The sequence below is a fragment of the Burkholderia sp. AU39826 genome (assembly GCF_020419965.1).
Classification (GTDB): domain Bacteria; phylum Pseudomonadota; class Gammaproteobacteria; order Burkholderiales; family Burkholderiaceae; genus Burkholderia; species Burkholderia semiarida.
The window spans coordinates 179029-192828 of the sequence record NZ_JAIZQG010000012.1; the positions used below are offsets into that span (position 1 = coordinate 179029).

Consider the following 13800-nt stretch of genomic DNA (forward strand, 5'->3'; position numbering starts at 1 on the left):
GCACCGGCTTTCCGTCTGGAAGCCGGGCGATCGCTTTTTCCGTGTTGTGACACCCTGTGTGCATCGACTTGCGCCGCATCGTCGCCGGTACTTGACCTTACCATCATGGGAATGTTGATACTGGAACCATCCGCGGCACGAACCGCGCTTTTGGGGAATCCGACATGACTGAACCACTCGCCTCCGCGGCGCTGCAAACGATCGAGCTGAGCGTCGACGGCATGCATTGCGGCGGTTGCACGGGCCGCGTGCAGCGCGCGCTGGCCGCCGTGCCGGGCGTCGTCGATGCGGCGGTCGATCTCGACGCGCATGCGGCAACGGTTACCGCGCAGGAAGCGGTCGAGCCCGGCCGGCTCGTCGACGCGATCGGCGAGGCCGGCTACCGCGCAACCGTGCGCGAAGCGGTAACCGAAACGGTCGCGGCCACGCCTTCGTCGGAGAACGCGCCACACGCGGCGCCACCGCCTGCGCCGGTTGCCGCCGCGACGATCGAACTCGACATCGACGGCATGACCTGCGCGTCATGCGTGTCACGCGTCGAAAAGGCGCTCGCGAAGGTGCCGGGCGTCACGCGCGCATCGGTCAACCTCGCGACCGAACGCGCGACGGTCGACGCGTCGGCCGACGTATCCACCGCCCAGCTTGTCGAAGCGGTGAAACAGGCCGGCTACGGCGCGACGCCGGCTGCCGTCGCCACGCCCGTCGTCACCTCCGCTTCCGCCGACGTCGAACTCGACATCGGCGGCATGACCTGCGCGTCCTGCGCCGGCCGCGTCGAAAAAGCGCTCGCCGCCGTGCCGGGCGTCGCGCGCGCGACGGTCAATCTCGCGACCGAGCGCGCGTCGGTGCACGGCGCCGGCGCACTCGATGCCGCCACGTTGATCGCCGCAGTCACCACGGCCGGCTACCGTGCATCGCTTCCCGCCACCTCGCCCGCCGGCGCAACGATCGGCGCCGATGCACAACCGGCCGGCCCCGCGCAGGACCCCGACGCACGCAAGCGCCGCGAAGCGATCCGCGAACGCAACCTCGTGATCGCGGCCGCCGTGCTGAGCGCGCCGCTCGTCGCGCCGATGCTCGCCGCGCCGTTCGGCATCGACCTGATGCTGCCCGGCTGGCTCCAGCTCGTGCTCGCATCGATCGTGCAGTTCGGATTCGGCGCGCGCTTCTACCGCGCGGCCTGGCATGCGGTGAAGGCGCGCACCGGCAACATGGACCTGCTGGTCGCGCTCGGCACGTCCGCCGCGTACGGGCTGAGCCTGTGGATGCTGCTGCGCGATCCCGCGCATCCCGGCCATCTGTATTTCGAGGCGTCGGCCGTCATCGTCACGCTCGTGCGCTTCGGCAAGTGGCTCGAATCGCGCGCGAAGCGCCAGACCACCGAGGCGATCCGCGCGCTGAACGCGCTGCGCCCCGACCGCGCGCGCGTCGTCGAGGATGGCGTCGAACGCGACGTGCCGCTGTCGCAGGTGCGCGTCGGCACGCACGTCGGCATCCGGCCCGGCGAGCGCGTGCCCGTCGACGGGCGGATCGTGTCGGGCCGCTCGCACATCGACGAATCGCTGATCACCGGCGAAAGCCTGCCCGTGCCGAAGGACGACGGCGATGCCGTCACGGCCGGCTCGATCAACGGCGAAGGCGCGCTCGTCGTCGAAACCACCGCGATCGGTGCTGAAACGACGCTCGCGCGCATCATCCGCCTCGTCGAATCCGCGCAGGCCGAGAAGGCGCCGATCCAGCGGCTCGTCGATCGCGTCAGCGAGGTCTTCGTGCCTGCGATCCTCGGCATCGCGGTGCTGACGCTCATCGGCTGGCTGCTCGCGGGCGCCGGGATGGAAACCGCGATCCTCAACGCGGTCGCGGTGCTCGTGATCGCGTGTCCGTGCGCGCTCGGTCTCGCGACGCCCGCCGCCATCATGGCCGGCACGGGCGTCGCGGCCCGGCACGGCGTGCTGATCAAGGACGCGCAGGCGCTCGAGCTCGCGCAGCGCACGACCGTGATCGCGTTCGACAAGACCGGCACGCTGACCGAAGGCAAACCGTCCGTGACGGCGTTCGACGCCGTCGACGTGCCGCGCGACGAAGCGCTCGCGCTCGCCGCGGCCGTGCAGCGGCAGAGCGACCATCCGCTCGCGCGAGCCGTGGTTTCCGCGCATGAGGCGGAGGTGGCCACACATGGCGGTGCGGCTGCGTCGGTCGTCGCGACCGACGCGCGCGCAGTGGCCGGGCGCGGCGTGGAAGCGCACGTCGGCGGGCAGCGGCTCGCGCTCGGCAGCACGCGCTGGCGCGACGAACTCGGCATCGCGGTGCCGCCGGCGCTCGACGCGCGCGCGGCGGAACTCGAACGCGCCGGCAACACGATCTCGTGGCTGATGCGTGCCGATGCGCCGCGCGCGGTGCTCGCGCTGATCGCCTTCGGCGACACCGTGAAGCCGGGCGCCCGGGACGCGATTGCAGCGCTGGCGGCGCGCGGCGTCGCGAGCGCCCTCGTGACGGGCGACAACCGCGGCAGCGCGGCGGCCGTCGCGGCGGCGCTCGGCATCGGCGAAGTGCACGCGCAGGTGCTGCCCGACGACAAGGCGCGCGTCGTCGCGGAACTGAAGCGCACGCACGGCGGGATCGTCGCGATGGTCGGCGACGGGATCAACGACGCGCCCGCGCTCGCCGCGGCCGATGTCGGCATCGCGATGGCGACCGGCACCGACGTCGCGATGCACACGGCCGGCATCACGCTGATGCGCGGCGACCCGGCGCTCGTCGCCGACGCAATCGACATCTCCAAACGCACGTATCGCAAGATCCAGCAGAACCTGTTCTGGGCGTTCGTCTACAACCTGGTCGGCGTGCCGCTCGCCGCGCTCGGGTTGCTGAACCCGGTGATCGCGGGTGCGGCGATGGCGTTTTCCAGCGTCAGCGTCGTAACCAACGCGTTGCTGTTGCGGAGATGGAAAGGCCGCGCGCGTTGAGGCGGCAGGCGGTGATTGCCGGATGGCCGAACGGGGCGGTCGGCCAACAGGAAGGATAAGGAAGCGGGCCGGTGTTGGCCGGCTATGCGGCGCGCCGAACCGGCAGCATGTGAGGACGCACCCGGGCCGACGGATTCAGCCCGACACGACCGGCTTGATCAACGTCGTGGTGATCGGCACGAACCCACACGCGCGATACAGCGCACGCGCCGCCGCGTTGTGATTGAACACCGACAGCCCGATCTCGGTGACGCCGTACCGGCGCGCCTCGGCGTCGAGCGTGTCGAGCGCGCGCGTGGCCCAGCCCTCGCGGCGCCGGGACGGAACGATGTCGAGGTCGTAGATGAACAGCGTGCGGTTCGGCCCTTCGGGCACGATCGCGTACCAGAGGTCGCCCACCGTGTCGCCGGTGGCGGCGTCGATGAGCGTGACGAGGGTCTGGCCGGCGGTCAACAGGCCGTCCGGCAGCAGCGTGTCCAAACAGGCGCGCGCACGGTCGGCCGCGTCTTCGACAGCATTTTGCCCGGAAGAAACGAGATCGCGCGCGTAGCCGTCGATGGCTCGCGTGCGGTACGCGTGGAATTCGCCGGCCGTCATCGGCCGCATCTGCAGCATGGCCCGGTCGCCGTGAACGGAATCGGACTTCCAGTGTAGCGGGACAGTCGCACCGGCGCGCGACGCGGCGGTGGAAACGGGCAGGCAGGGACGCAGCGCCGAATCAGCGAATCAGCGAATCAGCGAATCAGCGAATCAGCGAATCAGCGAATCAGCGAATCAGCGAATCAGCGAATCAGCGAATCAGCGAATCAGCGACGGTACACGACGATCGGCACGAGGTGCGCACGGCGCACGCGCTCGGCTTCCGCGTGACGCGCGGCGTACGAGTAGTCGGCGTCGAGCGGCAGGTGCGGGGACACGAACAGGTCGTCGATCTTTTGCAGCAGGGCGAGGATGAAGCTCATGTGAGACTCCTGACAGATGTGGCTAGGGTTTTCCCTTAGATGAGCTCCATTCTAAGGGTTTTCCCTGGACTCTGCCAGCGAGTGCATCGGTTTGCCGCACGTGGACGACAGCCGATTGCCGTCGCGGAATGGCGACCCTTGCTCCGTCGGGGTTACAGGATAGGGTCGGAAGGATTAACGCGTGCGGCGAATCCGTTTCGCCACGGCCGCCTCGCGGTTTGCGTTGCGCTGAAGCCGGTCGACTTGCGACAGGAGCGCTTCGTGATGCTCCTCGAGCGTCATCAGCGTGGCCTGCTGCGTCGACAGATCCGCCGCGAGGCGATCGATCCGCTGCTGCTTGGTGGCCGCGTCCTGCTTCAGGTGCGCGATCTGCCGCGTTTGCAGCACCAGCGCGACGAGCGCGGCCAGCACGACGACGGCCAGCGCGAGCAGCAGCCGGTTGACGCGGCGCATCTCGCGGTCGGCCGCGCCCGTCAGGCCATCCACGTCGGATTGCAGCGCGGCGAGCCGGTCGGTCAGCGGGCGCAGGTGCGTGTCCGGGTCGAAGGCCGGCGCGGCCGGTTGTGCACGCTCCGACGATGGCTTGGTCACGAACGATGCGGCGGAGGCCACCGGCTGCGTGACCGGCGGCGACGAAGCGTCCGGCTGCGCGGCTGTGTCGCGGGGCTTCGGAGCATGCGCGGCGATGGCCGGTTCGGGCGGTCGTGCCGGTTGTGCCGGTGTCTGCGGCTCGACCGGCGCGGCGGCGAGCGGCGGCAGGTTCGATTCAAGCGCTTCCGGCTTCGAGCCGACGCTCGTTGCAACCGCTACGGTTTGCGTTGCCGCCGCTTCGTTGGCCCCGGTAGCCGCTCGGCGCTTGCCGCCCGACGACGCACGGCGTTCCTTCGCGGCATCACCGGAAGATTTCCCTTCGCGGGATTTGACGACTGCCGCCTCGACCGCAGGCTTCGCGACTTCGCCGTCTGTCGCCTGCGAGTCCGCCGCCTGCGCCGCCTCGCCATCGGCGGCTTGCAGTGTCGTCTCCGCCTTCGCGGCGCCATCGATCACCGGCACATCGACCTGCGTGACGACGCGATCGCCGGCAGGCAAATCCACTGCCTCCGTTGCACGATCCTCTGCAGATGTACCGTTGACGTTCGCGGCCAAACCGCCTTCAGGCGTCGAAACAACCGCGATCGCCACATCGGGCGCCGCCGCACTATCCGCTTCCCCGAGCCCCGCGGCAGCCGCATCCGCCGGCGGGTTGAATCCATCCAGCGTGGCCTGTCGCCCGTCGTCGGCGCTGGCCGACTCATCGGCTTCCACGATCGCTTCATCGCGCGCCGCAACCGGCATGCGCTCGCCGGGCTCGGGCACCGGATCGCCGAACAGGTCGAGCGTCCGTTCGTCGCGCGGCGCGTCGCCGGCCGCTGCGCTGCCGGATCGCGCCGTCGCCCCGGCGGACGTGCTGCCTGCGGCAGCGGCCGAGCGCGGGCGGGAACGGGCCGACGAACGGGCGGAACGGGAACGGGAGCGAGGCGTGGAAACGGATTCGGTCACGTCTGCCAGATTATCGTCCAGGGACATCCAGTGAAATCCTATTGTTCTTCAACAAATCAATAACTTGCGTCTTCAACCCATCCAATTTGCTCTGACTCCATCCAGCCTGTCCAGTCATCCCCGATGGGCTACGCGATGGGCCAAAAACCGATGCTAACCGACAAACAAGCCAAAGCGCTCAAACCAAGCGGCAAACCCGTCTTCGACGGCAAGGTGACTGGACTCTGCTCACTCCAACGAAATCGGGCTGCAAGTGGGCCTCGCCGTGTGACTGGCAAGCGACGCAGGCCTCGGCACGTACCCTGAAATCTCCATCGCTGAAGCGACGAACCTGCCGATCGGCAATCCCAGCTGGCAGGCAAAAAAGCATTCGGTTAGTCGCAAATATCGACGTATTTTCCATTACCGTTGTATCGACGATCACTCGTGGTCGCCGACCGCGAGCGCCGACGGTCCGTCGCGTGCGCACTTGCTTGACCGGCTCGCGGATCGCCAGCCCACACTAGCCCAACCTTGAAGCCTGCGGCCGGCGCGTTGCTGCGCTACCGCTCGACCAGCGGCGCCGGAACGTGTAAATACGGAAACGTCGCGGGGATCGTGTCGACCGCCGTCTCGCACAGCATCGGCAAGCTCATGATTCGACACGCATAATCGTGCGCCGGCAATGTAGTCACATCGCCGGGCGTTACGCAACGATCGACCCTGTCGACCGATGCAACAGGCGCGTCAGCGCAGCTGGGCACACTAACCGTCAGCGTCGCCAGCCCGCGCCGCTTCAGCATCGGCAGATACCGCGCGAACTGCACGACATCGCCGAGCCCCTGTCCCGGCCAGACGATGAGCGACTTCCCGTCGAGCGTCTCGCCCGCGCCGCGGCGCTGGCAGGTCTGGCGTAACTTGATTCGATGCATCAGCGCCCAATGCGACGAGAGTCGGTAGCGCGCCTCGTAAAGCCGCAGCCCTCCTCGTACTGCCCCATCGCGAGCAGGAGCAGGGTTCAGGTTGAATATCGTCGGCACACGGCCAGGATCGGGCGTCAACGCACGTCTCAGACACGCGACGGCCTCGCTCAGGCGGCCGGCGTCATGCAGCAAGCGACCCAGGTTGTTCCCGGCTTCTGGTCGACGTGGCGGGTGATGCTTCGCGAGTTCGATCGCCGGGACAGATGGGAAGCGATCTATCCGTCCCCGAAGATCAACGATCTACTGGATAAAATTCTGCTCTCTTCGCGGTACGTAGCCAGTCAAGTGCCAGCGGCCGTCGGGTTCGAGGCGGAAGCTCAGCTTCTCGAACATGGTGGCGCCGCTCGCCAGCGTCGTCGCGTAATCGACGTTCGCGTAGAGCCCGTCGGGCATCCCGCTTGCGTGCTCGTAGCGGATGCGCGTGACCTGCGCCCAGCCGCGATGGCTGACCGCGCCGACCGACTGGCGTGCTTGCTGCATCTGCGCCGTGAACTGGTCCTGCTTGATGCGCGCCTTGAGGAACGGTGCGGCGTCGGTCCATACCGCGCCGTACAGGCCGGAATCGAGTTGCTTGAATACCGCATCGGAATCGCGAAGCAGCGTGTCGGCCGATTCACCGGAAGATTGCGCGTGTGCGCCGATCGCGATCGATGCGGCGGCGCAGCCAATCAGCCATTTTGCGCGGGTGAGGGTCAGGCGTGCGTTCATTGTCGGGGTCCGGAAAGGTCGGCGCATTACGCGTCGCGATAGAGAACGGCGATTGCGTCCGTATAGGCCGCGACGTTCTCGGGGTTGTAGATGCTGACCGCGTCGAGCACGTATTTCGATTTTCCGCGGTACTCGTCGAGGTTCGCGTCGTGCTCTGAAAATGCCTGCAAGAGTGCCCATCCCCCCTCCTGACAATCGAAGTCCGGATAGAAATACCCGGCCTTGCCGAGGAACGGCGAGTTGTGGATCAGCGGATAGTCGCCGTACAGCAGCTCGTAGTACAGGTAGTTCTGCGCGTTCTCCCACGTGTGCGACACCACCGCATCGCCGTACGCGGCCATGAATTCGTACACCGCGTAGCGGCTTTCGAACGTCGTGATGCCGTGGTTCACGATGTCGAGGCTCTTCGCGAAGTGCACGAACGTCGGATGTTCCTTCAGGTGGATCGTGTTGCACACGCGCACGAACTCGAGGAACGCCGGATTCGCGCGGTAGGCTTCCTCCGTGATCAGCATCGGAATGATGCTGGTCTTCACCATGCAGATGTTCGGCTCGAACATCGTCACGCGCCAGCGCGGCTTGCCGGGCTGATAGCCGAACGTCAAACCGGCGCCGAGCGTCGCGCGCGCCTTGTCGAACAGCATCGGATGCCAGATGTGCGGGACGATCGAGACCGGCGCACGCAGGCCCGTCTGGTAATAGTGCAGGCACGAGCGCTCGAATTCGGGAATCGTCCACACCGCGTCGTACGGCGCACCCGAGAACAGGAAACCCGACGGCTTGTCGAACATCGCGCGTTCGATGTCGATCACGTAGTCGTTGCCGACCCGCATCGTGGCCACCTTGCCGCCGCGCTCGCGGAACGCGCGCAGGTAGTCCGCGCCGAACTGCGCGCTCATTTCGATCAGCACGTCGCAGCGCTCCAGCGCTTCGTCCATCGACAGCAGCGGCACGTTCCACTCGCCGAGCATCATCTGCGGATCGGCGACCTGTTCGCCGCCGTTCACCATCACGGCATCCGCGACGAGCGGCGACTGGCGCAGCAGCAGGATCAACAGCAGGCAGTTCTGGAAAATGCCGTTTTCCCACAGCGACTGGCCGGCGCCGCGCACGAACAGCGACACGCCGACGACGAGACGTCCGCGGGCGCTAGATACTGGTCTGGTGGTCGCCATTTCCGTTTAGCCCTCCAGGTTGAACTGCTGGGCGTTTGGCGCTTGAGAATTCCGATATCGACTATTCACAAGTCGACTCCCGATTTCATCGAGCGTGCCAATTCCTGGCCATTGATTCGACCAAGCATGGCAAAACACCGAAGCAGTCGCACTGATGATGTATTGTGTGTTTCCGCCTGTTTTTCCATCGCGTCCGTCAGGTAACTGCGTATACTCGTTGCGATAGCGGAACGCCTGCCATACAACGCGCTTGCAAGTCCGGCCGCAAAGGCACGCCTCGCATCGCCGTGTATCTTTCCGTCCATGTGCGGATCGATCACCGCATTGGCGATACGCTCGAATTGCTGCATCGAGCGCCCTACCGATCCACCTGCGGACTGCTCTGTCATTCTCAACCGGCTCGGCTTGCCAGTGTAGTAGCCTTGCACCCAGTGAGCCCCGGCCAGCGAGGCGGTGCGTAATGCGTCGGCGCTTTCTATTCCCTCCACCACCACCTGCGATGCCTGGTCTCGGGCACTTGTCACCAATTTCTTGAACTGCTCGAGATGTATCGCGTCGTATTCGCCCGTCGGTAACATTCGACCAGAAATCTTGATGATTTCGGGCGAAGAAATCACCGCGCGATTCTCCACGCTGAACCCGTCGCCAAAATCGTCCAGGGCGATACTGCAGCCGATACGCCGCAGGTGCTCGACAAATACTCGACCTGTTACGGGTGACAACTGCGTAGTTTCGGTAATCTCCACCACAAGACGAGACGCTATGTCCGGTCTGCCTTCAAGCAGCCGAAGAACCGATGCCCATCCTCCGATCTCATTCGCACTTTGCGCGGAAATATTGACGCCCAATCGAATGTTGAAGTTCGACTCCAGGAACTCGATGGCCATGCCAATGACATAGCGGTCCAGGAAGCGCATGAGTCCAAGCCGTTCCAGACTGGGAATAAACGCCGACGGATATGTGATCGGTTGATCGTCGGTGCCGCGAAGTCGCACCAGGCATTCGTGATACAAAACCCGTTCACCATCTTGTACGCTCAAGATCGGCTGAGCGCACAGCATCAATTGATCGCAAGCTGTCGCAGCCAGCACTACGGCGGCCGTTCTCAGGTCCGGCGTCCCGTAAGATCCTGTATCCCGTGCAAGGGCATATTGCACCATCGCCTTCGTGCAGTAGCTCATGTCGTCGTCATACACTCGGACGAAAAACGTGGCGTCCCGCGAACCTTGGCGAAAACCGGCACAGAAACCCGAGGCTCCGAAAAATCCTGTCGCCCCGCAGCCACGGGCCGGTGCGATGCATGAACGGCGATACACCGACGACGAAGCGCTCGCCCTCGCCGGGCGCTGGACGCACATGGGCGTCCGACACGCGTATGGGCCGGTTCATGCGGCCAGGCGCTCAACGAACGCGTCCAGGTTGGCGGGGTTGTCGATCGAGACCGATCGCAGCAACCGGTCAGCTTTCGCGCGATAGTCGTCAAGCCGCTCGTCGTGATGCAGCCACGCTTCGAGCAGCGCCTGGCTGCCCGCGACGGAATCGAAGTCGGGGTAGTAGTAGCCGGCATCTCCGAGCAGCGTCGAATTGTGGATCAGCGGATAGCCGCCATATAACACGTCGTAGTACAGGTAGTTCTGCGGATTTTCCCAATGGTGCGACACGACGGCATCCGCATGGCGCGCCATGAAGCCCGGCAGGTCGGTGCGCGGTTCGAACGTCGCCTTATGTCGGCGTACGAGATCTAGGCTGTTCGCGAAATGCACGAAGGTAGAATGTGCCTTCATGTGTATCGAATTGACGACGAACAGATGCTGCACGGCCTCGGGATGCGCGCGGTAGAACTCGTCGCAAACAAGCATCGGGTAATGGCAGGACTTCACAACTGAGATGTTTGGTTCGAGCGTCGCGAGACACCACGCGCGGCGACCAGGCCGATAGCCGAACGTCATTCCTTCGCTCGCCAGCGCGGCAATACGGCGATCGAGAAAGTACGGCGACCACAGATGCGGAATCGTATGGACCGGCGCGCGCGTAAGCGTGCGCAGCAGCGGCACGTCGATCTTTTGCGATTTTTCGAGCACCCACACTTCGTCGAACTGCGTGCCGTTGAAGATGTGTCCCGAAGGCTTCTCGAAGATCGGCGTTTCGGCGAGGCCACTGTACGTATGGCCGACGTAGCACGCGACGAGCTTCGTGCCGAGCGCCTTCACGTGCCTGAGCCATTCGGCCGGCAGTTGTGCACCCATCTCGATCACGACGTCGAGCTCATGCGCGACGTCGACGGGTTTCACGAGCGGGATGTCGAGGCCGTCGAGGTCGAGACCGGCCGGCAGCGCGTTCGCGTCCCCGCCGTTCAGGAAATAGACGGGGCCGATGCGGTCCGAGTGCTTGAGCATCATCGCAAGGAACGCGATGTTCTGGTGAATGCCGTTTTCCCACAACGACTGGCCGTCGCGCGCAAACAGCGAGATGCCCACACCTGGGCGCAGCCTTTTGCGATTGTGGTTGAGGGAACATCCGAGCGGAGAATGCCTCATGGTTCCACCCGGAATGCGTGGCGTAGTTGAAAGCTATCCATAAAACGCCCCACTTGACGAGGCAAAATTATTAGCGGTTGAGCAGGGAAATCTCCGGGCGGATGCCGACAGGATCGGCATCCGCCCGGAGCTCAAATCAACGCTTTACCATTGATATGAGACGCCAGCGCCATAAGTGCTGGCGCTCCCGCTGATCCCTACCCCGATCTTCGCTTTCAGGTTGTCGCTGAAGCGAACGGATACCCCGAGCGCAGTCGCTGCATACCCTTGGTAACTCCCCCCTCCGATCCCCACCGCAATCGTCTTCCCGGGGTCGACTTCGGGAATCATGGTCAACGCGGTTGCCGCGGCGATCCCGGAGTAGGCACGACGTGCTACCTCATTGACGGTCGACTGGACACCCCACAACTGGTTCATGTTCGCTGCATCCGTTCCGTTGATGCCAGGCGCCACGTTCGTCAACCGACGCTCATTGCCGGGCGATCCGAACGACACCGTGTTGGGCTGCGAAGCCACCGAACCCGCACCGATTGCCACGGCATTCGAAGCGCTCGCGACACTGCCCTGTCCTACCGCAGTCGTATTGGCTCCCGAAGCAGTCGATCCCTGGCCCAATGCAGTCGAGTTGTCTCCTGTCGCGGCTGCGGCCTGACCATCCGCCTTCGAGTTAGCGCCCGAGGCGATCGCGCCCTGCCCCTCTGCAGTCGAGTTTTGCCCGGATGCAACCGCGCCTTCACCCACCGCGGTCGAGTTCGCTCCGGACGCGGATGCGCCTTGACCGACGGCCGTCGAGTTCGGTGCCGCGGTGGCCCCGGTGCCGATGGCGGTGCTACCGTCCGTCGTCTGGGTCTTGATCGACGTGAGGGGCGCCACTGCGGTTGAAAGCGATGCCAGGCTGTCGTTGGTTGTGGACAGTCCGGTCGAGAGCGACGTCACGTTACTGTCGGTCGTGCTCAATCCCGTCGACAACGAGGTAATACTGCTGTTTGTCGAGCTGAGGCCGGTCGACGTTGACGTCGACAGCGACGCGACACTGCTGTTGGTCGTGCTCAGGCCCGTCGACAGTGAGCTGACGCCGGTGGATGCGGATGTCGAGAGTGACGCCACGTTGCTGTTCGTCGTGCTCAGCCCCGTCGACAGCGACGCGACGCTGCTCCCGGTTGCGCTAAGGCCGGTCGACAGCGAGCCAATGCCCGTCGACGTGGACGTCGACAACGATGCCAGGTTGCTGTTGGTCGCACTCAATCCCGTCGACAGCGAGTTGACGGTTGTCGACGTCGAGGTCGACAACGACGCCACCGTGCTGTTGGTCGTGCTCAGGCCAGTCGACAACGAGCTGATACCCGTCGAGGCCGAGGTCGACAGCGACGTCACCGTGCTGTCCGTCGTGCTCAGGCCAGTCGATAACGAGCTGATGCCCGTCGAGGCCGAGGTCGACAGCGACGTCACCGTGCTGTCCGTCGTGCTCAGGCCAGTCGACAACGAACTGATGCCCGTCGAGGTCGAGGTCGACAGCGACGTCACCGTGCTGTCCGTCGTGCTCAGGCCAGTCGACAACGAACTGATGCCCGTCGAGGTCGACGTCGACAGCGACGTCACCGTGCTGTCCGTCGTGCTCAGGCCAGTCGACAACGAACTGATGCCCGTCGAGGTCGACGTCGACAGCGACGTCACCGTGCTGTCCGTCGTGCTCAGGCCAGTTGACAACGAACTGATGCCCGTCGAGGTCGACGTCGACAGCGACGTCACCGTGCTATCCGTCGTGCTCAGGCCAGTCGACAACGAACTGATGCCCGTCGAGGCCGAGGTCGACAGCGACGTCACCGTGCTGTCCGTCGTGCTCAGGCCAGTTGACAACGAACTGATGCCCGTCGAGGCCGAGGTCGACAGCGACGTCACCGTGCTGTCCGTCGTGCTCAGGCTAGTCGACAACGAGCTGATGCCCGTCGAGGTCGACGTCGACAGCGACGTCACCGTGCTGTCGGTCGTGCTCAACCCGGTCGACAACGAGCTGATGCCCGTCGAGGTCGACGTCGACAACGACGTGATCGAGCTGGTCGCCGACGAAAGGCCCGTTGACGCTGATGTCGACAGTGAACTCAACTGACTGTAGTTCACCGCGTCGGTTGGATTCACGCCTGCGGCGACGTTAGTCAATGTGACCGGCGTAGTCGCGCCGACACTACCCAACGTCACCGACGTATGCGCTGCGTTGTCATACTGCACAGAATTTGCTACGCCCGTCGACAGCGACGCTACCGAGCTATTCGTCGCGCTCAGACCCGTCGACAGCGACGTCACCGAGCTATTGGTCGAGCTCAGACCCGTCGACAACGAGGTCACGCCGCTTTGAGCCGTGCTGATCCCCGTCGACGCCGACGTCGACAGCGAGGTCACCGTGCTATTCGTCGTGCTCAGACCCGTCGACAACGACGTCACTCCGCTTTGAGCCGTACTGATCCCCGTCGACGCCGACGTCGACAGCGACGTCACCGAGCTATTCGTCGAGCTTAGACCCGTCGACAACGAGGTCACGCCGCTTTGAGCCGTGCTGATCCCCGTCGAGGCCGACGTCGACAGCGAGGTTACCGAGCTATTCGTCGCGCTCAGGCCCGTCGACAACGACGTCACGCCGCTTTGAGCCGTGCTGATCCCCGTCGACGCCGACGTCGACAGCGAGGTCACCGTGCTATTCGTCGTGCTCAGACCCGTCGACAACGAGGTCACTCCGCTTTGAGCCGTACTGATCCCCGTCGACGCCGACGTCGACAGCGAGGTCACCGAGCTATTGGTCGAGCTCAGACCCGTCGACAACGAGGTCACGCCGCTTTGAGCCGTGCTGATCCCCGTCGACGCCGACGTCGACAGCGAGGTCACCGTGCTATTCGTCGCGCTCAGGCCCGTCGACAACGACGTCACTCCGCTTTGAGCCGTGCTGATCCCCGTCGACG

General features: G+C 65.0%; 10 protein-coding genes and 1 pseudogene. 1 reads left to right on the top strand and 10 read right to left on the bottom strand.

The genetic code is table 11. The features are described 5' to 3' along the window. The first annotated feature begins 164 nt into the window (after positions 1-164). On the top strand, positions 165-2966 hold the full coding sequence (locus LGM42_RS20925; protein ID WP_226233083.1) for a heavy metal translocating P-type ATPase: 2802 nt from the start codon (positions 165-167) through the stop codon (positions 2964-2966). Between the two features lie 135 nt (positions 2967-3101). Here LGM42_RS20925 and LGM42_RS20930 read toward each other — a convergent pair whose 3' ends face one another. From LGM42_RS20930 to LGM42_RS20970, 10 genes and pseudogenes are all read right to left on the bottom strand, one after another. Further along, positions 3102-3581: a GNAT family N-acetyltransferase gene (locus LGM42_RS20930; protein WP_226233084.1), complete on the bottom strand. Its 480-nt coding sequence runs from the start codon at positions 3579-3581 to the stop codon at positions 3102-3104. A 191-nt stretch (positions 3582-3772) separates the two neighbouring features. Continuing rightward, positions 3773-3928 carry a hypothetical protein gene (locus tag LGM42_RS20935; RefSeq protein WP_167351646.1) on the bottom strand — a complete coding sequence of 52 codons (156 nt, stop codon included), beginning with the start codon at positions 3926-3928 and terminating at the stop codon, positions 3773-3775. Positions 3929-4102: 174 nt separating this feature from the next. Next, positions 4103-5467, bottom strand: coding sequence for a flagellar hook-length control protein FliK (locus tag LGM42_RS20940; protein WP_226233090.1), 1365 nt, complete (start codon positions 5465-5467; stop codon positions 4103-4105). Positions 5468-6009: 542 nt separating this feature from the next. Next, the gene (locus LGM42_RS20945) at positions 6010-6507 is read right to left on the bottom strand and encodes a hypothetical protein (protein WP_155644603.1); all 498 of its coding nucleotides are present in this window, start codon (positions 6505-6507) and stop codon (positions 6010-6012) included. A 162-nt stretch (positions 6508-6669) separates the two neighbouring features. After that, positions 6670-7137 (bottom strand): DUF4019 domain-containing protein, encoded by a 468-nt coding sequence (locus tag LGM42_RS20950; RefSeq protein ID WP_226233085.1) that lies wholly within the window; start codon positions 7135-7137, stop codon positions 6670-6672. Positions 7138-7163: 26 nt separating this feature from the next. After that, the gene (locus LGM42_RS20955) at positions 7164-8312 is read right to left on the bottom strand and encodes a DUF2827 domain-containing protein (protein WP_226233086.1); all 1149 of its coding nucleotides are present in this window, start codon (positions 8310-8312) and stop codon (positions 7164-7166) included. A 65-nt stretch (positions 8313-8377) separates the two neighbouring features. Further along, positions 8378-9493, bottom strand: a complete 1116-nt coding sequence (locus LGM42_RS20960; protein WP_226233087.1) for an EAL domain-containing protein — start codon at positions 9491-9493, stop codon at positions 8378-8380. A 204-nt stretch (positions 9494-9697) separates the two neighbouring features. Continuing rightward, a complete protein-coding gene (locus LGM42_RS20965) occupies positions 9698-10849 on the bottom strand; it encodes a DUF2827 domain-containing protein (protein WP_124631340.1) in 1152 nt (383 codons plus the stop codon). A 144-nt stretch (positions 10850-10993) separates the two neighbouring features. Next, positions 10994-11179, bottom strand: coding sequence for a YadA C-terminal domain-containing protein (locus tag LGM42_RS33370; protein WP_290370972.1), 186 nt, complete (start codon positions 11177-11179; stop codon positions 10994-10996). Between the two features lie 21 nt (positions 11180-11200). Continuing rightward, positions 11201-13800 (bottom strand): annotated as a pseudogene (locus LGM42_RS20970) (hemagglutinin); the annotation flags it as partial.

What these genes read in the sequence shown, in the direction of transcription:
- LGM42_RS20925 (WP_226233083.1), top strand. Translation starts at nt 165, where the DNA reads ATGACTGAACCACTCGCCTCCGCGGCGCTGCAAACGATCGAGCTGAGC.
- LGM42_RS20930 (WP_226233084.1), bottom strand. Translation starts at nt 3,581, where the DNA reads ATGCTGCAGATGCGGCCGATGACGGCCGGCGAATTCCACGCGTACCGC.
- LGM42_RS20935 (WP_167351646.1), bottom strand. Translation starts at nt 3,928, where the DNA reads ATGAGCTTCATCCTCGCCCTGCTGCAAAAGATCGACGACCTGTTCGTG.
- LGM42_RS20950 (WP_226233085.1), bottom strand. Translation starts at nt 7,137, where the DNA reads ATGAACGCACGCCTGACCCTCACCCGCGCAAAATGGCTGATTGGCTGC.
- LGM42_RS20955 (WP_226233086.1), bottom strand. Translation starts at nt 8,312, where the DNA reads ATGGCGACCACCAGACCAGTATCTAGCGCCCGCGGACGTCTCGTCGTC.
- LGM42_RS20960 (WP_226233087.1), bottom strand. Translation starts at nt 9,493, where the DNA reads ATGAGCTACTGCACGAAGGCGATGGTGCAATATGCCCTTGCACGGGAT.
- LGM42_RS20965 (WP_124631340.1), bottom strand. Translation starts at nt 10,849, where the DNA reads ATGAGGCATTCTCCGCTCGGATGTTCCCTCAACCACAATCGCAAAAGG.
- LGM42_RS33370 (WP_290370972.1), bottom strand. Translation starts at nt 11,179, where the DNA reads ATGATTCCCGAAGTCGACCCCGGGAAGACGATTGCGGTGGGGATCGGA.